This is a genomic window from Phytoactinopolyspora limicola, from assembly GCF_011320225.1.
In the GTDB taxonomy this organism is placed as follows: Bacteria; Actinomycetota; Actinomycetes; order Jiangellales; family Jiangellaceae; genus Phytoactinopolyspora; species Phytoactinopolyspora limicola.
Genome location: NZ_JAAOEN010000007.1, coordinates 205,062 through 227,345, shown reverse-complemented (window position 1 = coordinate 227,345; position 22,284 = coordinate 205,062). Strand labels below are relative to the sequence as shown.

Genomic DNA, 22,284 nt, shown 5'->3' with positions numbered 1-22,284 from the left:
GTGACGGGTACCCACGCCCTCACCGAGGACGAGGTCGCGTCGTTCCGGACGCTGCACAGCCGGATCGTCGACGCCGTGGAGGTGGCGCTGCGCGGCAAACGAGGTGTCGTCGAACTGGCCGCCGTCGCCATGTTCGCCGGTGGGCACGTGCTGCTGGAGGATGTTCCCGGCACCGGGAAAACCACCCTGGCCAGGTCGCTGGCGGCGGCCGTCGGTGGTTCGTCGCACCGGGTCCAGTTCACCCCGGACCTGCTGCCGTCGGACGTGACCGGCACGTCCATCTACGACCCCCAGACCGGCGAGATCCGGTTCCGCCCCGGCCCGGTGTTCAGCAACGTCGTGCTCGCCGACGAGATCAACCGGGCCGCCGCCAAAACCCAGTCGGCGCTGCTCGAGGTGATGGAGGAACACACCGTCACCGTCGATGGCGTGGGGCACGCCGTACCCGACCCGTTCATCGTGATCGCCACCCAGAACCCGATCGACCTCGACGGCACCTACCGGCTCCCCGAGGCACAACTCGACCGGTTCCTGGTGCGTACCACGATCGGTTACCCGGACGTCGAACACGAACTCGACGTGCTGCGCCCCGGTAGCGGTGCCGGCGCGGTCGCGCAGGTCGCCACGGTGAGCTCCCCGGAGCAGGTGGCCGCCCAGACCCGGGCGCTGGCCAGGCTGCACGTGGCCGAGCCGCTGCTGCGGTACATCCGCGGCATCGGCGCCGCCACCCGCGACGACACCCGGTTGCGGCTCGGATCGAGCACCCGCGGCCTGCGTGGCCTGGTGCGTTGTGCCCAGGCCTACGCCGCCGCACAGGGACGGCACTACGTCGTACCTGGCGACGTACAACGGCTCGCCCAGCCGGTGCTGGCGCACCGCCTGGTGCTCAGCCGGGAGGCGCTGCTGGCCGGGGAGACGACCGCCGGGGTGCTCGACGACGTCCTGTCGCGGGTCGACGTCCCGCGACCGTCCGCGGTGTGAGCCCGATGCCGGTACGGCTCACCGCCCGCGGCTGGGGAGTGTTCGCAACTGGTGTCGTGATGCTGGCCGCCGGGTTATGGGCACGTTACCCCGGAGTGGCCGGCTTCGGCGCGGCCCTGCTCGCCATGGTGGTGGTGTCCGTCGGCGGCGCCGCCCTTCCGGCGCCGCTGACGGTGCGTCGGATGGTCCCGCAGGCCCGGGTCAGCCGACTGACGCCATGCCAGGCCGGGCTGTCGCTCACCAACCGTTCGCCGTGGCTGCCGGTGCGCATCGACGGCGAAGACCTGGTGGCCGGTCGGCCGCTACCGGTCGAGGTCCCCGTGCTGGCCGCGGGCGCCACCGAGCGGATCGACATCGACGTCCCCACCCACCGGCGCGGCATCGTCGAGATGGGCCCCTTGACCCTGCTGCGGCGCGGCCTGGCCCGCCTGGCGGTAGCTCGCAGCGGATTCGGCGACCGGGCCACGGTGACGGTGCTGCCGCGGGTGCTGCCCGTCGTCGGCCTCCCACGCGGCATCCAACGAAGCCACGTCGGCGCCGACGAACGCGTCGAACACGGCGGCACGGACCTGGTTGGCCTGCACGAGTACGTACCCGGCGACGACCTGCGCCGCCTGCACTGGGCATCCAGCGCCCGCACGGGGACGCTGATGATCCGCGACGACGCCGACCCCTCGCGGCCACACCTGACCGTCCTCCTGGACGACCGGTTGTCGAGCTACTCCGGCGACGGCTTCGAAGAGGCCGCCGACGTCGCGGCGTCATTGGTGGCCGCGGCCGCTGCCGGCGGGCACCCCGGGCGGCTCGTGACCCTCAGCGGCGCGCTCGACGTCGAACTCCCCGGGGAGACCAGCGTCGACTCCGACGGCGGCGCCGCTGCGGTCGCGGTGACGGGACCGGTGCTGGACGGCTTGGCCGCGCTCGAACCCACGGACCGGGACGAGACCGCGGCGGCGGCGACCGCCCTGCACGGCTCCGACATCGTCGCGGTGATCTCCGGGGAGTTCGCACCGACCGCGTCGCTGCTGGTCGACGCCGGCCGCTCGGCCTTCGGAGTGCTGGCGCTGATCGACCCGCACGGTGACCGATTCAGCGAGATGGTCGCCGGCGTGGTGGTGCTGCGTGGACCGCGGGCCGACGACATCGTCGACGGATGGAACCTGGCGGTGATCCGATGAGGTTCGCCTGGGCGGCACTGGTGCTGCTGACCGCCAGCCTGACGCTCGCACCCGCCTACCAAGGCTGGGCTGCCCTGCCGGCGTTGGCCCTCGCCGTATTGATCCCGCTCGGGCTGGTGATGGCCGGTCGCGCCCTCAAGCTGCCCCGATGGCTCGTGGCGGCCGCCGCCAGCGGGCTGTGCACCGCCGTGGCGTTGGCCGTCCTGCGGGCCGCACACGACCCCGCCGTGGTCACCGAACTGCCGGCATGGCGGGACTCCCCGGGGTTGTCGCTGCTCGGACCGCTCATCGATGCGGTGCCGACGCTGCTGACCTCGCCGCGGCCGGCCCCCGCCGTCGCCGAGTTGCTGGCGCCCACCGGGTTGCTGGTAGCACTGGTGGCGCTGACCGTGTTTTTGCTGGTGGACCGGGGGCACCGGCTCGGTGTTGCCCCGGTGGCCGGTGCCGCGCTGGTGTACGTCGCCGGTGCGCTGCTGACCGCCGGCGAAGCGGACCGGTACGGCGTGGTGGCCGTCGCGGTGGTGGTTCTGGCCGGCGCCGGATGGATCCTGCTGGACCGCCCCGACGCCCGATCGAGAGCCGCCCGGGCCGCACTGCGCAGATCGCCCGGCCGCCGCGCCGCGGCCCTGGCCGGGATCGGGGCTCTGGTCGTCTCGGCGTCGGCAGCGTTGGTCGCCGCCGCGCTCCCTGGAGACGACGCCTTCGAGCCCCGAGAACACGTCGCGCCCCCGGTGGTCGACGTCGCCGCCACCAGCCCACTCCCGCTACTGGGGTGGTGGGAGGAACAGGTAGACCTGGAACTGTTCCGGGTGGGAGGCACACCGCCGGCACAGCTGGCACTGGTGGCCATGCCGGACTTCGACGGCGCCCGGTGGCGGGTCGACGCTCGATTCCAGCCGTTGGGATCGGTGGGCCGGGCCGATCTTCCACCTGGGCGGCACAACGAGGACTACGACATCGTCGTCGAGATCGCCGAGTTGGACGGCAACTGGCTGCCAGCGGCCGGGCTGCCCTCGGCCAGTTCACTCGACGACGTCTACGTCGACCCCGACACCGGCAGCGTCGTGCGCCCAGCCGGGCTGCACACCGGGCTCCGCTACACCGTGCGCGGCACGGCCGACCGGGCGCCGGTCGGTGCACAACGACGCGCCGGGGTACCCGCCGTCGTCCCCCAGCGCTACCTCGACGTGCCGCGACTACCCGATTCCTTCGCCGAATACGCGGCCAGCGGCGTCGAGCACGCAACCACGAGGCGCGAGCAGGCGCTAGCCCTGGAGGAGCTGGTCCGGGTCGGCCGCACCCTCGACCCGGTCGCGCCGGTCGGATCCTCGTATGCCCGGCTCGAAGACTTCCTGTTCGGCGACGACGACCTACCCGGGGCCCAACGAGGCACCAGCGAGCAATTCGCCACCGCGTTCGTCGTCATGGCCCGGTCGCTGGGAATACCCAGCCGGCTCGTCGTCGGCTTCGACGTCCCGCCACCAGACGCCGACGGCGTGTCGGTGATCATGGGCCGGCACGCCAAAGCGTGGCCCGAGGTCTACCTCTCCGGCGCGGGCTGGGTGGCATTCGATCCGACTCCATCCGAACGTGACCTCGGCGACGGCGACCGGCAGATCCTCACCGGCGAAGACGAGATCCCCGAGGACGACGGCCCTGACGATCCGGCGAACTCTCCTGAGCCCACGGCCGAACCACAGGCCGCGGACCGCGACGACGAGGACACCGCCGCGGGACCCGCCATCGGTGTACTCGCCGGTACGGCCGGACTGCTGGTGGCTGCCGCCGCGGCGCTGATCGTAGGGTTGCGGCTGCGCCGCCGGCTGAGGCATCGGCGCACCGGGGCGGTCGGCGCCTGGCAGGAGACGCTGGACGCGTGGTGGCTGGCCGGGCAGCGTCCGGTGCCCAACCTGCCCGCCCCGGGGTTGGCCGGTGCGCTGGCCCAGGATGCGCCGGGCCGGGTCGGGGCCGGCTTGTTAGCCGAACTCGCCGAACGGGCCGCCTTCGCGCCGCGTGCCGAACCTGCCCGCAGTGGCCGGCGGGCCGGCGGTGGAACGTCGGAGCCGTGGCTGCTCGCCTCCGCGGTCAGCCGCGACCTGCGTCGCGGAGCGGGCCTGACCCGTCGGCTCCTCTGGTGGGTGGACCCCCGACTCCTGCGCCGCCCCTAACCCCCGTTGTGCACCTGATCGTCGTTTTGTCACCTGATCTTTTTCATGGCGACGATCAGATGCGTAAGCGATGGCGACGTTGCTGGTCAGCGCGCGGTAGCGTCGTCTGATCGCATCCCGCGATACGGACGGTAAACGATCAGATGCACCAACGGGCCCGGCACGGCCGTTTATGCATCTGATCGTCAGCCGTCTACGTCGTGGACCGGACAAGCGCGACCACGTCCGGGCATGTGCGGCCGGATCGGGCCCCGGCCACTCGTTCGTTCACCGCGCTGCTCGGTGATCGTCGCCGTTTCGCGTTGCGATCCAGCCTGCTCCGCGCGTCGTGCCTAGCGACCATCGCCGCAGAGCACCGTCGCTGTTTGTGACAGTGGCAACCCTCGACACTGACGCCTGGTACGCCGAGCGCCTCCACAAAGGGTGCATAGCGGGCGCGCCAACCGGCGTTCAACGCACCAGGCGCCGGCGCTTGGCGTACATAGGCATTCGACCAGAAGATTTGTGGCGGAGCGGTCGATGCCGCGATGCGCAGCGCTGGACGATCAGATGCATAAACGGCCGTGCCGGGCCCGTTGGTGCATCTGATCGTTTACCGTCCGTATCGCGGGATGCGATCAGACGACGCTACCGCGCGCTGACCAGCAACGTCGCCATCGCTTACGCATCTGATCGTCGCCATAAAGAAGATCAGGTGACAAAACGACGATCAGGTGCACAACGGGGGAGGGGGTTAGCGGGTGAGGCAGGTGCGCTCGGATGCACCGGCGCGGTCGGGGTCGTTGGCGAGGATCCCAACCACCTGGAAACACAGCTCCGGCTGTTGCGGGTCGATGCCCTCGATGGTGACGTCTTCCCGCTCCTGCGCCACTTGCGCGACCGCATGCGGCGTGCTGGTTTCGTCAGTGACGTCGACGACGATGAAGATGGCGTTGCCCTCAGTCGGATCAGTCCAACTGACTCGGACGCTGGTGCCCTGGTCGCTGATGAGCACTCTTCTGGGCGCCACGTCGGGGTCGTTCACGGTCGGGTCGAGTGCGTCGTTGGCCGGGGTGAGTTCGGGGTCGACGGGGATCTCTTGACCGCCGGCGGGTGGGGTGGACGCCTGGACACCCGGGTCGGCGTCGCCACCGGATCCGAGCACCGCGATGAGTGCGCCGCCGAGGGTGCCGAGCAGCAGCGCCCCACCTAGGAATGCCACGGTGACCATCCACCGGGAGCGCCCAGAGCGCGTGCCGGTGGGGGTGTCGTCGGGGGTGACCGGCTCAGCCGGCGACGGCTCGGCGGGCCGGAGGCCGGTGACGTCGGGGTCGGGATCGAAGGTGGACGGGCCGGACGCGACCCGTCCGAGTGCTTGGGTGCCCGCGGCAGGCGCAGCCAGGTGGGCCAAGGCCGACGGTGCAACCGGTCCTGGGGCGGCCGGCTGCGGTGGAGGCAGCGACGGCACGGCGTCGACCGGCCCCCAGGTGACGGTGCTACCCGTAGGCGCGGGCGCTGGATGAGTGCCGGGAGGCGACGTCGGCGAGGCGTCGCCAACCCCGCGCCCACCGTCGCCCGGAGTTTCACCCGTGCTCTCGCTGCCGGCGCCCACCGCGGTTCCCGCGCCACCAGGCGCCCAGGACGATCCGGCCGCGCGCAGCCCGCTCAGCGCCGCCGCGAGGGTAGCGGCGTCGGTGAAGCGCTCCTCCCGCCGGGCGCTGAGGCAACACTCGACGATCCGCACCAGCTCGCGAGGAGCGTCCGGGCGGTATAGGGACCGTAGTTCACCGCTACGGACGCGGCGCAGATAGGCCAGGGCGGTGTCGTCGTCGGGGTCGTCGGCCGAGAACGGCGGGCGGCCGTCGAGCAGAGTGAACATGGTGGACCCGAGCGACCAGACGTCGTCGGCCGGGGTTGGTGGCTCGCCATCGAGCACCTGGGGCGAGGCGTGCCGGTAGCTGAACCGTTCCAACGACGCGGTGTGGCCGGCGTCGGCCATCCGGGCGATGCCGAAGTCCGCCAACACGTATGACGTGGGCAGGACCAGGATGTTCTGCGGTTTGATGTCGCGGTGCAGCACGCCGTGACCATGGGCGAAATGCAGCGCGTCGGCCACCACGGACCCTACGGTGATGACGTCGTCGACGGACAATGGCCCCTGGGTCGTGACGCGGTCGTGGACCGACCCCAGGTCGAAGAAGTCCATCACGATACACGCGTGGCCCGAGGCGCTGGTGCCGGTGTCGAGGACGGTGATGATGTGTGGATGCTGCCGGCCGAGCCGGACGGTGATGTCTAGTTCCCGCTGGAAGCGGGCGCGGGTCGAGGGATCGTCGATCGACACCGCCTTGATGGCGACGTCTCGTTCGAGGCCATCCTGGCGGGCGCGGTAGACGACGCTGTCGCCGCCCCGGGCGACCTCGATGAAGTCGTGGTAGCCAGCGAGGTGGAACGACGAATCGCCACTTGTTGGCATGGCGCGTTCCGGCGTCGGGCTGGACCGTGGAGCCCACGCCGCGCCGGACGGCTCATCGGGCGCCCCACCGCCCGCCCCGCGATTACCGCCTGTCATGGTGTTGTCCCCTCTGGCGTCAACCGGATCTTATCGTGCCATGGCGGACAGACACGTCCGCACATCCCGGCTGGGGTACACGTCTGCGCGGGCTGGTGCGCCGGGTGTGGAGGGGGCGCCACTCAGGACAACTCGGGAGGGGGGTTGACGTCGAAGATGTGGACGTCGACATCGATCGACGGTGCTGGGTCGATACTGCCGAGCACCTCCTTCAGGCAGCGTCGTGCCGCCCTGCGTACCTCGTCGGCCAGCGGATATACGGCGCGGGGGTAGTCGACGGCAACCGCCAGCCGCACCGCCACGAGTACGTCGTCGTCCAATTCCAAGCCGATGTGTGTGGCCTCGGCACCCGCGACCTCGTCGATGGCTTCCCGAAGGTAGGCCGTGGCTACTTGATCGCTGACGTGGAAGGTTCCGGTGGCGCCGCGAGCCTGGATCGGGCGGGATCGGCGAGTGGCGCTGAGGATCTGATCGAGGATGCGCGGCGACGCCCGATTCCAGCCGTGGTCGGTGTAGGCGCGCAAGGCTGACGCGGCCCGGTCGACCACCCGGGTGTCGAGTTCGGGCTCGGTGGTGTCTTTCGACGTCTGTACGGCGTCGCCTTGTGGTGTGGCCGCGCCGTCGGACCGCGACTCGTGCTGCGGGTCTGGTGTCATCGCCATGGTGCCAACCTCTCCGCCAGGGTGCGCCGCGCGCGGTGTAATTGTCCACGAACGGCGTCCTTCGAGGTGTGCGTGATGTCCGCGATCTCTTCGTAGCTCAGTTGGTCGACCTCGCGCAGCAACCAGATGATCCGCTGCCGCTCGGGCAGTTGAGCAAGCGCTCGATCCAGTGCCGCCACCAGTTCACGTTCGATGGTGCTGCCTTCGGGGTCGGCTCCGCTGGCCGGCGGCAGGGTGTCCTCGTCCACCTCTCGCGGCTCCGGCCGCCGCTGCCGTCGCAGGTTGTGGGCGCGGTTGAGGGTGAGCCGGAACAGCCACGTTCGCAACGCGGCGTCACCACGGAACTCGGCGAGATGCTGCCAGGCGGAGACCAAAGCATCCTGGACTGCCTCTTCGGCGTCGGCGTCGCTGAGTAAGACCCGTCGGGCGAAGCGGTACATGGCCGCGCCGTGCCTTCGGGCGATCTCGGTGAACGCCTGGCGATCGCCCAGCCCGGCCCGCCGGGCCAGGACTAGGTCGTCGACCGCGGTCGGGTCTCGCGAGGTGCCCACGGCGCCAGTGTGACGTTCTTTCCTGAATGGCCGTACGGCTGATGGGTCGAGCGGTAGCGTGATGTAGGTCACGTCGACGTGAGCGTGACGTTTCCGGTGGGAGCCGTGTCCTACCGGCGACGGGCCACACCGAGACGGTAGGCGGAAGTTGAACGGAAGGAAGCCGATCATGGCTGAGCGGACCGACAAGAGCACCCAGGCGAGTTCCCAGGGCGGCGGTAAAACGTCCTCCGAAGTTGCGACCAAGAACGACAACGGGCCGCTGGTCACCGATCAGGGGCGCACCACTATCGCGGACGGGGTCGTCTCCAAGATTGCCGGCATCGCCGCGCGAGAGGTGGCTGGCGTCTATGACCTCGGCGGTGGCACCGCCCGAATGGTTGGCGCGCTGCGCGAACGGTTCCCAGGCTCTACCACCAACTTCCAGCAGGGGGTGTCGGTGGAGGTCGGAGAACGGCAGACCGCCATCGATCTGGACATCGTGGCCGAGTACGGGGTGTCGGTGGTCGACTTGGCGGCGGGTATTCGTCGCAACGTCATCACCGCCATCGAGCGCATGACCGGGCTCCAGGTCACCGAAGTGAACATCATGGTCAACGACGTCCACCTGGAGGGTGACGACGATACCGAACCGCGGGAGAGCCGGGTCGAATGAACCCGGCGGAGCCTGCGGGCACCAGCCCGTCGAGTGCCGGCCGGCCGGGTGCTAGCCGGCCGGACGAGGCCAGCGTGGCCGACGCGGTCGCCGAGGCGGTTCTGGCCGTCGACGGTGTGGCGTCTCTGTACCAAGGGCTGTTCGGTGAGGTCGGCAGTTACCTACCCGGCCGCCGCGTCCCCGGTGTGCGCTTGCACGACGGGAGCACGGAGGTGCACGTCATCGTGGCGTGGGGAGCGCCGGTGCCGCCGACCGCGGACGCCGTACGCCGGGCGGTGACGGCGGTGCGCCCCGGCGACGTCGACGTGATGGTCGCAGATGTCGCCGCTCGCGGTGCCGAAACGCCGCAGGCGCGGAACAGGCCGGGCCAGGGCTCGGACGAGGGTGAGGAGGGAACGTCGTGAACGCGATGAACACCGGGCTGTTCGCCGGGTTGCTGCTGGGAATCGCAGCGGCCGCCGGCGGCGTCGGAGGTTTCCTGGTGGCGTTGGGGCTTGGCGCGCTGGGGTGGTTGATCGCCGGCCAGCTGTCCGGCGAACTCGACCTACGGGCCGCCCTGCGAGGCCGGGAGCGGGACTAACCATGTCGCGGGAGGTCGACGAGCACGAGCCCGAGCTCGGCGCCGAGCCGATGGCGTCGCCAGCCGCGGCATCGGCGGGCCAGTCCGGCGCGGAACCGATGGGGCAGTCCGGCGCGGAACCGATGGGTGAATCCTTGGGGGTGCCGGACCCATCGGACCGCGGCCGGCTGCGGATCGACGAACGGGCGGTGCGGCGGATAGCCGAACAGGCCGCCGCCGAGGTCACCGGCCGGACCAGATCCAAGCAGGGGTTGGCCGGTCTCGGCGCGCGGTCATTGCCGCAGGCCCAGGTCAAGGTGATCGGCCGGCATGTGCGGATCGAGATCGAGGTCGCCACACCCGACGGTGGCTCGCTGCCGGACTGGGCCCGTCGGGTGCGCGATGTGGTCCGCCGGCGGGTGGGTGAATTGGCGGGGCTGACGGTCGACATCGCCCACGTCCACCTGGCCGCCGTCGGAACACCATCGGTTGCCGACAACACACCCGTCCTGCCGGCGGCCGACCGGCCCGCGCGGCCCGGCCCAGCACGAGCGGCCGGGGTGTTGCTGGCTTTGGTCGCCGTCGCCCTGGGCGTCGTCGCCGGCCTCGATGCACTCGTCGCGTCCGGCGTCATCGAGGGCGACGGTCCGATCGGTGCGGTGCTGGAGCGGGTGGACGGCTTGCGCCCGGCCGACTGGATGGTGGTGGCCGGCGCGCTGGCCATGGTCGTGGGTCTGGGGCTCGTGCTGGCGGCGCTGTGGCGACGTCCGCGCCGTTCACTACCGCTCACCTCGGACACCGGAGTGTATGTGTCACGTGGGGCAGTCGAGGGGCTCGTGGCCGACACCGCTCGTCAGCACCCCGGCGTCATCAAGGTCAGGGCGGTGGCCCGCGGCACGTCCGTTGTCGTCCGGCTCGATACCGACGGTGAGGCCGCCGCGGAGAGCGAGGTGCGCGACGCCGTGCATGAACGGCTCGACCGTCTGGACGGCCCCTACGACGTCCGCACGTCGGTGCGGCGCAGCGGGGTTCAGCCATGAGACGGGTGGACATGGAGCGGATGGAGGTGCGGCCATGAGACGCGGTGCAGCTGGTACGGAGCGGGTGGTTGTCTTCGTCATGGGGCTCCTTCTGCTCGCGGCCGGGGCGGCGGCGGTGGCTTGGCGCCAGGATTGGATTTCCGGCGCGGTCGATCAACTGGATGCTGGCCCGGTTCTCGATTGGACGGACACCCGTTGGTGGCCGTGGGCCGTCGGCGGCGCCGGGATAGTGCTTACCGTTGTTGGTGTCGCCTGGTTGGCAGCACACCTGCGGCGACGGACGGTGCACCGTCTTGAGCTGTCCGGCAGTGGCCGTGGTGGGCGGCTCACCGTGAGCTGCGACGCGCTCGTCGAGTCCGCGCGCGACACGTTGGAAGGAGCCACCGGATTGCAGCTGCGGTCCGGCCGGGTGATCGTCGACGAACGGGGGGAGCGGCTGGTCGACCTGCGTGCCGGCATCGATCCGGGCGCCGATCTCGGCGAGGCCACTGACGCGGCGCGTCATGCCTCGGCAGTGCTGAGCGCTCAGGTTGGCCTCGAGTCGGGGCTGCGCTATCGGATCGTGCTCACCGGGCGGGGAACCACGTCGAAGACCAGCCGGGTGCAGTAGACGTCGCCGTCGGGGGACGGCGATACGTGTCGGTCACTGAGTGACTCGACGCGTCGAGTAAGGAAAGGGAGTGGCACTCATGGGTGCTGAGGACAAGGCCAAGAACATGGCCGAAGACATCGCTGGCAAGGCGAAGGAGGCCTGGGGCAAACTCACCGGCGATGAGGAGAAGGAGGCCGAGGGTAAAACCGATCAGGCCAAGTCCGATGTCAAGCAAGCTGGCGAGAACATCAAGGACGCCTTCGACCGCTGATTCACACATGAACGGGTGGTCGTCGTACTAACGGGGGACGACGACCACCTCCCTGTGGCGGCCCGGCCTTATCGGCCGGGCCGCCTTTTCGTGTCCTCTCCACCCGGGATGCCTCGGCGCGGGTCGACTGTGCAGTGAATTTCGTGTGTTCGACGCGCTGACCTTATATTCACCCGACCTCAAATGTTGCTCAAGTTGCATTCCCTAGATGAGCGTTACTCGAAACGGTGGTAGTAGTTCGGGATTCGTTTCTCCAGGCTCGACGTGAATTCCGAGCTTCATCGGAAACTTCTGCCATGCCAGAACAATCCGCGCCGAAATAGAGCGGATCGTCGACGATCTCAGCGTTCGGAACTCCGAGGAGGAATGCACATGAGTGGCGAGCCGGAAGACGTGCCAAACGAACTCGGCAGGCGACGATTCCTGGCGTTGCCTGTGGCCGGCGCACTGGCGGTGGCACTCGGCGGTCAGGCACACGCGGCGGGGCGAGCAGTGGACACCTGGGCGCGCAACGTCAATGTAGGAAGCTCCGGCCCCGAAGGGCACGTCACCACGATGTCGCACGTGACGCCGGGGCCCGGCAACGGTCGGCAGTTCGTCTGGCCTGTCTCGTCGTGGGTGTCGGCCACGGACTATTACCCGACGGGCAGCCATCACAACGGCTCGGCGGATTTGACCGCACCGCACTATGCGGTGGTCTATCCGGCGCGGCCGGGAACCGTGACCCGGGCCCGTTTCTCCAGCAACAACTATCAGGTGGTGATCCGGCACGAGGGTCAGCAGGGGCAACTGTATTTCACGTCCTACGTCCATATGGCCGACCAGCCGCTGGTGTCGGTGGGCGACGACGTCGGACTTTCCACTCCGCTCGGTTATGTCGGCCGGACTGGCAGCGCGTATTGGGCGGGGCCACATGTTCATTTCTCAATTCGTAAAGACACCATGGGTGGTCCGCCGTTCTCGATCCCGGGTTTCGAGATCGGCGATTGGGTGGACGTCAACGAGTTCATTCCCGGTGAATACGAAGGGTTGAGCCCGATCCAGCAGCCGTCGCGGCTGTTCGATGTGCGGGTGACCGCGGGCGGCATGCGGGCCTATGCCACGACGGGCCGCCAAACCAGTGGGCGGCTCGCTGATCTCGACGTCGGCGACGTCTACACCGTGCGGGAGAGCCGGCGAGGTCAATATCGGGTGGAGCTCGACGACGGGCAGCTGGGCTGGATCGCACACTCGGGCACGGCACCGGCGGATTCGCAGCTGTTTCCGGTCCGGGTGACGGGATCGGGCCCGCGTGACGTGCGCCGGACCCCGAGTGCATCGGGGGAGTTGATCGGCGTGCATGACCCGTCGCGTGGCTCGGCCGATCGTTACCTGTTGGGGTACGGACGGGGTGGGACCAGCGATTCGTGGCGGCTGGTGCTGTGGCGGTGCACCGAGGCCCAGAACCGCAGCGACGACCCCGACGACCGCTACGCGGCGCTGGGCGGCTGTCCACATCGGGTGTCCGGGCAGTCGGCGATATGGAAGTACGGCTGGATGGCGCCCGGAGATGCCGAGGACAGCGACATCTTCCACAGCCGAACCCGGATCGACGGGCTCAATGTTTACGGCAACAAGGTGGTCGACGGGCAGAACTGGCCCGACACGAGCAACAAGATCGACGAGTACGGGGCCAGCCGTGCGCTTGTCCTCACCCGTGAGGTGAAGAACGGCTGGTACCGGACCGTCCGCGGCGGAGAGATCGCCTGGACCCGAGGCTGGTTCACCGGCGGCCCGCACTGACCATCCGGGGGCGCACGGAGCAGCACGACGACACACCGAGAACCCAACCCTTCAGGAGGTTGCCAGATGTGTGACGAGTCGGAGGACACCCCGCGGCGGCCCATCGAACGGCGCCGTTTTCTGGCGCTCCCGCTGGCGGGGGCGGTGGTCACCGCCGTCGGCGGCCATGCCTGGGCGGATAGATCCGCGCGCCCGTCAACGGCCGACGTAGACGGCACCGGATCCCACATCGACATCGTGGTGCGGGGCGGGATGGTGGTCGACGGCACTGGTCAAGATCGGGTCGTGGCCGACATCGGGGTGGACAACGGCTTCATCACCGGTATCGGCGATCTCTCCGCCGTATCGGCGTCGGTCGAGATCGACGCCCGGGGCCTCGTCGTCGCTCCCGGATTCATCGATCTGCACTCGCATGCCGCGGATGGGGCGTTGCCGATAGCCGAGAGTTCGTTGCGGCAAGGCGTAACCACCGAGATCCTGCATCCCGATGGTGGTGGCATTCTCCGCATCGCGGAGCGGCTGTCGTTGGAGGAACAGGGCCTGGGCATCAACATCGGTGCCTACATCGGGTTCAACGCGGTGTGGGGGCAGACCGTCGGAACCGAGGACCGGCGAGCCACGCCCGAGGAGATCGAGCGTATGCGGTGGAACGTGCTCAGTGGGCTGAAGAACGGGGCATGGGGTGTGTCGTTGGGCCTGGAGTACTCACGGGCCTACTTCGCCCAGACCGATCAGGTCGTCGACGTCGTCGAGGTAGCCCGAGACTGGCGGACCAACACCGGCAGTCACATCCGCAACGAGCATTCTGGTGTGGTCGATGCCGTCAGCGAACACTTCACCATCGGCGAGAACGCGGGCCTACTCCCCGTCGTCACCCACCACAAGATCATGAACTGTTGCTGGGGACGGTCCTCCACCACTCTGGCCATCCTCGACGACTTCAACGAGCGCGGCGTCTACACGGCGATGGACCAGTACCCCTATCTGGCGGCGTCGACCGGGTTGACGTGGATCGCTCCCCGATGGGTGCTCGAGGGCGGCCGCTCGGCGTATCTACAACGATTCGCGGATCCGCAGCTGCGCCCGCAGATCGAGAATGAGATCCACGAACTGGTCGAGAGCAAGGTCGGCGAGGCCGGGAACGTCTACATCCATTCCATCGGGCAAACCCTGGCTCAGGCCGCAGCCGGAGCGTGGGACGATTCTCCGGTCAGCGCCGGCGAGGCTGCCATGCGGATCATCGAGGACCACGGGAACACCGCGTCGATCTTCCACTTCGGCCACGAAGACGACCTCCGGCGGATCATGCGGCACCCACTCGTGGCGATCGCCTCCGACGGGGGTGCGAGCACGTCGTCGAGCACCCATCCGCGCCGGTATGGCACCTTCCCGCGGGTGTTGGGCAGATACGTCCGGGACGCCGGTGTGCTGAGCCTGGAGGACGCCGTCCGGAAGATGACCTACCTGCCGGCCACGATCCTCGGCATGGTCGATCGTGGCGTGATCGCGCCCGGCATGGTCGCCGACCTCGCGATATTCAACCCGGACACAGTGATCGACCGTGCCACGTTCGAGCAGCCCCGCCAGTACGCCGAAGGGGTTGAGCACGTGATCGTCAACGGTCGCCTCGCCCTGCACGACGGTGTCCTGACCGGTGCACGCAGCGGTCGTGCGTTGCGTCGAGAGCACAACATGATCTCCCGGCCGGAAACGGGCGAAGCCAGCGCCCGCGTCGCCGTGAACGGCCGGTTGCTGCCTATGGAAACACCAGACGCCGACGGCGAGACCTTCGTGGCCGATTTCACCGGCGGCGAGGTGGGCCAGCCGCCGGCCGGCTGGACGCGGCATTGGCGCGACGGGTCGTGGACGATCGCCGACGACCCGCGTCGGCTGCGGATGGGATCGACGTCTGGGCGACGGGCGTTGACCTGGGATGACGTCGGTGATGTTGACGGTGACGTCGAGATGTTCGGCCGGGTCCGTGCGCGCGGGCACAGCACGCTGTTCCACCTCGGGATCCTGACCTCGGGTGAGGCAAGTTCGGAGACGTCGTATTTCATCCGGGCGCGGGTCCAGGAACACGACAGCACCCCGAACCAGCTACAGGTCGGCCGGTATCTCGACGGCGGCTACTACACCCTGGACAGCGCGACCATGCCGTTCCCGGTGCAACACGATGCCTGGTATCGGGTGGTCCTGCGGCGGGCCGGCAACATGCTGCGCGGCAAGATGTGGCCGGACTCAGCGGACGAACCGCTCGACTGGCAGGTGCAGGTGGCACCGTTCGACCCCGAGATCATGACACTGACCGGTGGTGTCGGCCCGTCGCACTGCTGTTCGGGTGCGGTCACCGACTGGTCGTATCTGAGTGTTGGTACTGGTGGGAAGCGCGCACCACGGATGCCGGGCGACGCTCCGGCCGACCCTGAGGTGTGGCGGCACGCCCAGCTTGCCTTCAGCGCGTCGCGGCACGGTCGTGACTCCGACGGGCGACTGGTCCTCAACGTTCCCGATCGTGGGATCAGTTTTCGGAGCACGGCTATCGGCATGCTCCAAACCGCTGACGGCTGGTTCAGCCTGACCGGTAGGGGCAATCTCGCCGATGAACCAGCTGAGAGAGCGTTCGTGATGACGGTGGATCAGCACGACCCGATGGCGGATGGCCAGACCGTCGTCGCCATCACGATCGAAGGGGGTCATGTGCTTCGTGGTCGGCTGAGCGGCGGCACCGTGCGTATTCGTCGGTGACCGCGGCCGGTGTAGGTGGTCGGCCGGAATAGGTGGCCGTCGTTCCGGGTTGAGGGTGGACGTGACTGTTGCCGATGAGTCCGAGATCAAGGTGGACATCTGGTCGGACGTGGCCTGTCCGTGGTGCTACGTGGGAAAGCGCCGGTTCGAGCGGGCGACGGCCGCGTTCGGCGGGAAGGTCCTCGTCGAGTTCCATTCGTTCGAGCTCGCCCCGGACACACCGGTCGATTTTGCCGGCTCAGAGGTCGACTTCCTGGTGCGTCACAAGCGGATGCCACACGACCAGGTGGAGCAGATGCTTGCCCAGATGACCAGCCTGGCCGCCGACGAAGGCTTGGCGTTCGACTTCGCCGCACTTCAGCACACGAAGACCCTGAAGGCGCATGAACTGCTCCACCACGCCAAGACGGTGGGCAAGCAGGTCGAGCTGAAGGAACGGCTATTGAAGGCGTACTTCGAGCAAGGTGTCCACGTTGGCCACACGGACAACCTCGTCGCCTTGGCCGGAGACGTCGGCCTCGACCCGGCCGTAGCCCAGCAGGCGCTGGACTCCGGTAGGTATGCGGACGACGTCGCCGCGGACATCGCGCAGGCGCGTGCACTGGGCATCAACGGCGTGCCGTTCTTCGTCTTCGACGGGCGCGTCGGGGTTTCCGGAGCGCAACCATCCGACGTCTTCACCGACGTGCTCGACCGCGTCGCCCGGCAGGAGGTGTCACCATGACCGACCGTGACAGCGAGCCGGTCGGTGAGCCCGACACCCCGTCGATGGCCGGCCTCGTCATGATGGGGGAGCCCGGCGCCGGCGAGTGCGTCGACGGGGTCTGCGCCGTCCCCACCGCCGGTGACCAACCGCGAGACTAGCCGGTCACCACGCGGGCATCCGCCACGACTCGTCCACCCGCGATCACGAGTTCTCGCCGCGGCGCCCGGACGAGAGCGTCGGCCGGATTCTCGGCGTCGACGAGCACGATGTCCGCCCTGGCACCTTCGACGAGATCATGCACGTCGCGGCCGACGAACGACGCCGCATCGGTCGATGTGACCCGGACGGCGTCGACGAGTTCTTCGTCGCGGCGGAATCCACTGAGCTGCGCGAGCTGGCGGGCAAGCGTGAGCAGGTCACCATCACCAAACGGCGACCACAGGTCCCGGATACCGTCGGTGCCGAGGCCGACGGGCACCTGGGCCGAACGCAACGTCCGTAAGGGCAGCGGCGCGACCCGCGGCGGCGCGACCGTCGTCATCGACACCTCCGCATCGGCGAACGACGCGACGAGATCGGCCTGTCGAGCGGTGTCGATCTGCCCAACCGCGAAGCCGTGGGCGACGTTCACCCGACCACCCAGCCCGGTGCGACGAGTCCGGTCGACGATCAGCTCCATCTCGAACAGGCCGAGTTCGCCGCCGTCGTGCAAGTGGATGTCGATGCCGACGCCGCGGCGTTCGGCGATGTCGAAGAGGGCGTCCAGCTGGCCAACCGGGTCGCGATCGATACCGGCCGGATCGAGGCCACCAATGTACTGAGCACCCTGCTGGGCGGCGGTGTCCAGCAGGTCGAGCACGCCAGGCCGGCGCAGCACCCCGTCCTGCGGGAAGGCAACGATGTGCACTTCTACCGCGCCGTCGACCGCCGCCACCGCTTCCCGCACGACGTCGAGCCCACGCAGGCCGATGCCGGTGTCGACGTCCACATGGGTGCGCACGGCGGTGGTACCGGTCCGCAGCATCTGCCTAAGGACCTCCACGGTCGGCTCCACACCGGGGATACCCAGCTCGTCGCGGTGGGCGCGCTCGTGGGCGATGCGGCCTTGTGTGGAGGTCTCGCCCCCATAACTGACCCACGGCTTACCCCACCAGCTCTTGTCGATGTGGGCGTGGGCGTTGATGAATCCGGGTAGGGCGAGCAACCCGCGACCGTCGACCGTCCCGCGGCGATCGGCCGGTGCGACGGCCTCGTCGGGACTGTGCGGAGTGATCCGGGTGATGCTCTCGGCCTCCAGATGGATGTCGACCGGATCACCACCCCAGGGGCGGACGTTCAGCAGCCGGGTGACCTGGCCGTCGGTCATGTATCCCTCCCTTTGTGGTCGGCTGCTCATGGTGCCACGCATCAGCGCGGCGAGGCAGGACGGCTGGGGCGGGCGGCACGCTCAGTGCGGTCGGGCGGTCGGGCGGTCGGGCGGTCGGGCGGTCGGGCGGTCGGGCGGTCGCGCACCTGGCGTTGCAGTAAGCCTCCTTGTGGTGCACCCGGCGTTGCAGTAAGCCTCCTTGTGGTGCACCCGGCGTTGCAGTAAGCCTCCTTGTTGTCGCCATGGCAACAACAAGCTTCCTCGTGCCGACGAGCGCTGGGCCGTAAGCCTCCTTGTTGTCGCCGGTGCGACGACGAGTTCCTTCCGGATCCTCTGATCCCGTAGTTTGCTGTCAGGCAAGTCGAGGCTGGGGCGAGGTACACCATGGCGGACGTGGGCGCGCCGAGGGCGCGAGCGAGGTTTCGGATCAACGGACGTGACCTCCTCTGGGGACTATTCGCCATGTGGCTGCTCATATCCGCCCCGTTGGCAGTCTTGTTCGAGGTCGGGTTGCCGGGCGGCGGCAGCCTACTTGCCGGAGTTGCGATCGGTACGTTCTACTGGATGCCCGGCGCCGTGGCCTGGTTCGTTGTCGGATGGTGGATCGAACGCCGGAGTGTGACTGTTCATCTCTGGGCGCGGATCCTGTGGTATGTCCTCGTCGGCATCGGCGTCGGCGGCGCTTACGCCGTATCGGTGTGGCCGGTTTCGGTAGGTGCCGTGCTCGCGCTTTGTGCTGTTTGCATGGTGTTCTCGGTGGTGGGGAAGCTGGTCGCCGAGTGGCGGCGCCGGCGACGATACACATTGCGGCCCGCTTGGGCAGACAAGTTCCATCACTAGTGTCTCGTGGCCGGTCCGTGGTGTACTCACCGTTGATCAGCGCCCGCACCGGGGGCGCTACGGCACGGGATGTTGAGGATGTCGCTGACGCTGGACAGCATTGTCTTCGGTTATCGCAGGAAGTCTCTGGTCTTCGACGGGTTGTCGCTCGGCTTCGACGCGAAGGCCACCGTGGTGCTTGGGCCCAACGGCGCGGGTAAATCGACGCTGCTGGGTGTCGCCGTGACGGCGCTGCGCCCACGGGCGGGCACGGTCGGTCTCGACGGACTCGACCCGCAGGGCCGGTCCGGTGTGCGCCAGTTCCGCCGCCGGATCGCCTGGATCCCGCAGCACGTAACGGCCGTTCCCGGGCTGCGAGTACGAGAGCAGGTCGCCTACTGCGGTTGGCTGAAAGGTATGACGCGTTCTGCTGCGTGGGACGCCTCGGAGTCGGCCCTCGACCGGGTGCGGCTGACCGATCTAGCTTCCCGGCCATCCGGTCAATTGTCCGGCGGGCAACTGCGCCGGATGGCGATCGCGCAGGGCCTCGTCCATGACGCCGACTACATCGTCATGGACGAACCCACGGCGGGGCTCGACCCAGGGCAACGTCACGTGTTCCGGGAGTTGGTGGCGGATCTCCGGGAGACGGCAGCGGTTGTTGTGTCGACGCATCAGACCGAAGACCTGACCTCCATGTACGACGACGTCGTGGTGCTCGCCGATGGGCGGGTTCGGCAGCACGGCGACATGGCGTCGTTTCTTGCCGTCGCTCCGGGCGATACGCGGCCCGAGCAGCGGGTCGAGGCGGCCTACGCCAGGCTCGTTGTACGAGAGGACTAGGTCGGTGCCGCCGGTCGGGGTTGTGTTGCGAGGTTCGTGGGCGCCGTGGGCATTGCCCGTCGTAGCCATCTTCATCGCTGTCTACGCTGCTGACAGTCCACCGGTGGACGACCGGTACTGGGTCTCGGCAACTGCTGCCGGCGTCTTGCTGATGATCTTTGTGGCGCCGGCCTGCGCGGTATGTGCGGCCTGGGACGGATTTCGCAGCCGTCGCCTGGAGCGCGCTGTCGGCATTCCCGTCCGCTCTCCGATCCGCCTGATGCTGAATGTGTGCTGGCCGGTTGGTCTGCTAGGTCTGGCCGCCCTCGGCCTGTCGTTGTGGCTCTATCTGCCTCCCGGTGGCACACCGGGCGGGCCGGAGCCGAGGATCGTTGGTGTCTTCATCCTGCTGCTCGCGGCCCACACGGCCGTGGGGTATGTCGTCGGACGGCTGTTGCCGGTGGTGATGGCCGTGCCGCTCGTCGCCATCGGCTCGTACCTGCTGGGTGCGATGCCACCGGCCATGGAGCCGGTCTGGCTCCGGCATATCGTCGGCACCGGCCTGGACACCTGCTGCTGGTTGGACGAGGTTCCGGACCCGGCGGCGTTGTGGGCGCCCGTGCTGTTCTACGGCGCGGCGCTGGTAGCGGTGGTTGGGTTCGCTTTACTCCGCCCGGCCTGGCGGATCGTGGCCGTGCTGCCACTGGCCGTCTCGGGCGTCGTCGCAGTACGTCTCGTCGCCCCGATGGACTGGACGCCGACGCAACCGCGACCGATGGCGGACGCTAGCTGCTACGACGCTGAACCAGAGCTGTGTATCTGGCCGGAGCAGCATCGGGTGGCCGATGATGTGCGGGTGTGGGCAGCCGAGCCGTTGGAGCGGCTAGACGCGGCCGGGCTCGAATATCCACCTGAGTTAGATCCGCTCAGTTTCGACGTGACCGGGCTCGACCCCGACCGAGTGCGGGCGACGGTGGCCGCACACCTGATGCCCAGTGTGGTGTGTGAGAACGGCGTCACCGACGTGTTCTTCGACACCGAGGATCGGGTGGCCGGCTGGCTGCACCTCACGGTGGGTGTCAGCGATGCCGGCGTCGAGTCCGTCATTCCCGTCGACGCTCTCCGGCAGAGCCGGGCAGTACACGAGCACATGGCACCGCCGGAGCAGCTGAACTGGTATCGGAGCGAGCTGGACGTCCTCTCGGCGTGCGGCTTCGCTGACCCGGCGCAGGCCGCCGACCAGGCCGCCGTGAACACGCCGGAGCGGGACGAGTGAGGTGGTACCTGGCCGCGCGCCGCTGGTGGCTGACGGTCGTCGTGGCGGTCCTGGTGGTGGTGACGGCCGGGGTGCTGGCGTCGGCAACGGTCGGTGTGCCGAGGGCACTGTCCGGTGTGGACTTCCCCTTGCCGCTCTCCGTCTTGGCGCCGTGTCTAGTGGCGTGGCTGGCTCAGTGGAATATGACCCGCGGTGAGCCGGATCAGGAAGCGATCGCGGTGCGCACGCCGCCGGCGTACGACCTAGCCCTGTTGGGTGTTGTCGTGTTCAGCCAGATCGTGGCGGCCGTCATCACCATGGCATGGGTGCCGTCGGCGGAATCGTTGATGGTGGTCCGCAACACCATGGGGTATATCGCCGTCGGCGTCCTGGTGGCGCGGGTGGTTGGGCCGGTACTGGCAAACCTGGCGGTGATGCTGGTGCCGCTGGGCTGCGCCGCCTTTGGGGCCACCGTGACGGCCGCCGGAGATCGGGAGTATGCGTGGTGGGCGTGGCCGTTGCACGACGGATCTGGCTGGACGGCGTGGGTGTTCGTAGCCGGCTTAGGGGTGGTGGCGTCGGCCAGCATGCTGACACGACGACGTCCGGGGCAGCTCCGGGCAAGCCGAATCCGGCTGCTGATCGAGTGAGTAGCCCTCGCGGTAGCCGGGTTACCCGGTTGACCCCAGCCGGGCGAGCCATTCCTGGTGGTTCATCGATCACATCTTCCGGGTTGTGCGTCCATTATCGACGACGTTGCGGGCCGGACCTTCTGGAGCGCCTCATTGATCGCGGCGAGCGCGGGCAGGGCGTCGGGAACTAGTGTGTCGCGCCGGGAGATCCGTGCGTCTGAATTTAGTGCCCAGGCGGCGCCTCGCTGCGTTGCCGTCGTCGATCGATGCACCACATCGACCTCCTCCGGCGCCTTGCGATGCATCCACCTGACCACCAACTTCAGACGCGGATCTCCGGCGCGACACACTAGCGTTGCCGGATTCTCCATCCGTGCGGGCATCGATCGATCCTCCGAATCGTGGGTGGCCCACGGCATCCAATCCACGCCGTGGGGTTGTGGTCGGTCAGCTCTTTGACAACTGGGAGCCCGCAAATGTGACCGGCCCGCTACGGGAACATCGCGGAACGGCCCAGCCGCGAATCGCCGAAGCTCACGTTCACGACGGCCGGTCGGCATGCCGTGGCGGTCGAGCGGCAGCAAGCTTCCTTATGGCTAGACCGGCGTTGCAGCAAGCTTCCTTACTGTCGTCCAGGCAACCACAAGCTTCCTTATGGCGAGGGTGCGGTTGCAGCAAGCTTCCTTGTGGCTGCGCCCTGGGGGTTGGAGTTGGCGAATGGAGTGGTGTTGGTGAAAGGAGTGGAGTCGGTGCAGCGTTGGAGCGGCGGAGGTGTTGTTCTGGCGACACTGATGGCACTCCGATCACGCACTAACTCCACTCTGTGCGCAGGTAGATCAGGCTCACCGCAGCTGACCAGCCACGACAGCCGTCGTAGTTCAATATGCGGACCCAAGGTCCGGATGGTGAGATATCTGCGCGATGTGCTTGACGCGGACCACCACGG

Annotated in this window: 21 protein-coding genes; 17 read left to right on the top strand and 4 right to left on the bottom strand. The window is 68.6% G+C overall.

Going from position 1 to position 22,284, the window contains the following annotated elements; translation table 11 throughout:
• The 3 genes from G8760_RS18155 to G8760_RS18145 are packed head-to-tail and all read left to right on the top strand — an operon-like array spanning position 1 to position 4,327.
• Positions 1-981: an AAA family ATPase gene (locus G8760_RS18155; RefSeq protein ID WP_425502353.1), complete on the top strand. Its 981-nt coding sequence runs from the start codon at positions 1-3 to the stop codon at positions 979-981.
• A 5-nt stretch (positions 982-986) separates the two neighbouring features.
• Complete coding sequence (locus tag G8760_RS18150) at positions 987-2,159, top strand: DUF58 domain-containing protein (protein ID WP_246222600.1); 1,173 nt, start codon at positions 987-989, stop codon at positions 2,157-2,159.
• Positions 2,156-4,327 carry a transglutaminase TgpA family protein gene (locus tag G8760_RS18145; protein ID WP_166353776.1) on the top strand — a complete coding sequence of 724 codons (2,172 nt, stop codon included), beginning with the start codon at positions 2,156-2,158 and terminating at the stop codon, positions 4,325-4,327. The genes G8760_RS18150 and G8760_RS18145 overlap by 4 nt, the downstream gene beginning before the upstream one ends.
• A gap of 733 nt (positions 4,328-5,060) precedes the next feature.
• Here G8760_RS18145 and G8760_RS18140 read toward each other — a convergent pair.
• From G8760_RS18140 to G8760_RS18130, 3 genes are all read right to left on the bottom strand, one after another.
• Positions 5,061-6,878, bottom strand: a complete 1,818-nt coding sequence (locus G8760_RS18140) for a serine/threonine-protein kinase (RefSeq protein WP_166353774.1) — start codon at positions 6,876-6,878, stop codon at positions 5,061-5,063.
• A gap of 122 nt (positions 6,879-7,000) precedes the next feature.
• Positions 7,001-7,540 (bottom strand): hypothetical protein, encoded by a 540-nt coding sequence (locus G8760_RS18135; protein ID WP_166353772.1) that lies wholly within the window; start codon positions 7,538-7,540, stop codon positions 7,001-7,003.
• Positions 7,531-8,091, bottom strand: coding sequence for an RNA polymerase sigma factor (locus tag G8760_RS18130; RefSeq protein ID WP_207782478.1), 561 nt, complete (start codon positions 8,089-8,091; stop codon positions 7,531-7,533). The genes G8760_RS18135 and G8760_RS18130 overlap by 10 nt, the downstream gene beginning before the upstream one ends.
• Before the next feature lie 169 nt (positions 8,092-8,260).
• Between G8760_RS18130 and G8760_RS18125 the strand changes: the two genes are divergently transcribed.
• The 10 genes from G8760_RS18125 to G8760_RS18080 all read left to right on the top strand — a co-directional run bounded on the left by G8760_RS18125 (position 8,261) and on the right by G8760_RS18080 (position 16,602).
• Complete coding sequence (locus tag G8760_RS18125) at positions 8,261-8,746, top strand: Asp23/Gls24 family envelope stress response protein (protein WP_166353767.1); 486 nt, start codon at positions 8,261-8,263, stop codon at positions 8,744-8,746.
• Positions 8,743-9,150, top strand: a complete 408-nt coding sequence (locus G8760_RS29925; RefSeq protein WP_207782477.1) for an Asp23/Gls24 family envelope stress response protein — start codon at positions 8,743-8,745, stop codon at positions 9,148-9,150. The genes G8760_RS18125 and G8760_RS29925 overlap by 4 nt, the downstream gene beginning before the upstream one ends.
• 5 nt (positions 9,151-9,155) lie before the next feature.
• Positions 9,156-9,326 carry a DUF2273 domain-containing protein gene (locus G8760_RS18115; RefSeq protein ID WP_166353844.1) on the top strand — a complete coding sequence of 57 codons (171 nt, stop codon included), beginning with the start codon at positions 9,156-9,158 and terminating at the stop codon, positions 9,324-9,326.
• A 2-nt stretch (positions 9,327-9,328) separates the two neighbouring features.
• Positions 9,329-10,345, top strand: coding sequence for a DUF6286 domain-containing protein (locus tag G8760_RS18110; RefSeq protein ID WP_166353765.1), 1,017 nt, complete (start codon positions 9,329-9,331; stop codon positions 10,343-10,345).
• 34 nt (positions 10,346-10,379) lie between these two features.
• A complete protein-coding gene (locus G8760_RS18105) occupies positions 10,380-10,955 on the top strand; it encodes an Asp23/Gls24 family envelope stress response protein (RefSeq protein ID WP_166353762.1) in 576 nt (191 codons plus the stop codon).
• A gap of 79 nt (positions 10,956-11,034) precedes the next feature.
• On the top strand, positions 11,035-11,208 hold the full coding sequence (locus tag G8760_RS18100; protein ID WP_166353759.1) for a CsbD family protein: 174 nt from the start codon (positions 11,035-11,037) through the stop codon (positions 11,206-11,208).
• Between the two features lie 372 nt (positions 11,209-11,580).
• Positions 11,581-12,990 carry a M23 family metallopeptidase gene (locus tag G8760_RS18095; RefSeq protein ID WP_166353756.1) on the top strand — a complete coding sequence of 470 codons (1,410 nt, stop codon included), beginning with the start codon at positions 11,581-11,583 and terminating at the stop codon, positions 12,988-12,990.
• A gap of 66 nt (positions 12,991-13,056) precedes the next feature.
• Entirely contained in the window at positions 13,057-15,738 is a 2,682-nt protein-coding gene (locus G8760_RS18090) for an N-acyl-D-amino-acid deacylase family protein (RefSeq protein WP_166353754.1), read from the top strand.
• Positions 15,739-15,799: 61 nt separating this feature from the next.
• Positions 15,800-16,462: a DsbA family oxidoreductase gene (locus G8760_RS18085; RefSeq protein WP_207782475.1), complete on the top strand. Its 663-nt coding sequence runs from the start codon at positions 15,800-15,802 to the stop codon at positions 16,460-16,462.
• On the top strand, positions 16,459-16,602 hold the full coding sequence (locus G8760_RS18080; protein WP_166353752.1) for a hypothetical protein: 144 nt from the start codon (positions 16,459-16,461) through the stop codon (positions 16,600-16,602). The genes G8760_RS18085 and G8760_RS18080 overlap by 4 nt, the downstream gene beginning before the upstream one ends.
• Here the strand turns inward: G8760_RS18080 and G8760_RS18075 are convergent.
• Positions 16,599-17,810: an amidohydrolase gene (locus tag G8760_RS18075; protein ID WP_166353750.1), complete on the bottom strand. Its 1,212-nt coding sequence runs from the start codon at positions 17,808-17,810 to the stop codon at positions 16,599-16,601. The two genes, G8760_RS18080 and G8760_RS18075, sit on opposite strands and share 4 nt — an antisense overlap.
• 393 nt (positions 17,811-18,203) lie before the next feature.
• On the opposite strand from G8760_RS18075, the gene G8760_RS18070 reads away from it, so the two are divergent.
• From G8760_RS18070 to G8760_RS18055, 4 genes are all read left to right on the top strand, one after another.
• Positions 18,204-18,650 carry a hypothetical protein gene (locus G8760_RS18070; RefSeq protein WP_166353747.1) on the top strand — a complete coding sequence of 149 codons (447 nt, stop codon included), beginning with the start codon at positions 18,204-18,206 and terminating at the stop codon, positions 18,648-18,650.
• Between the two features lie 78 nt (positions 18,651-18,728).
• Positions 18,729-19,472: an ATP-binding cassette domain-containing protein gene (locus tag G8760_RS18065; RefSeq protein ID WP_166353745.1), complete on the top strand. Its 744-nt coding sequence runs from the start codon at positions 18,729-18,731 to the stop codon at positions 19,470-19,472.
• A gap of 4 nt (positions 19,473-19,476) precedes the next feature.
• Positions 19,477-20,727 (top strand): DUF7224 domain-containing protein, encoded by a 1,251-nt coding sequence (locus G8760_RS18060; RefSeq protein ID WP_166353742.1) that lies wholly within the window; start codon positions 19,477-19,479, stop codon positions 20,725-20,727.
• Complete coding sequence (locus G8760_RS18055) at positions 20,724-21,356, top strand: hypothetical protein (RefSeq protein ID WP_166353739.1); 633 nt, start codon at positions 20,724-20,726, stop codon at positions 21,354-21,356. The genes G8760_RS18060 and G8760_RS18055 overlap by 4 nt, the downstream gene beginning before the upstream one ends.
• Positions 21,357-22,284: the final 928 nt, after the last annotated feature.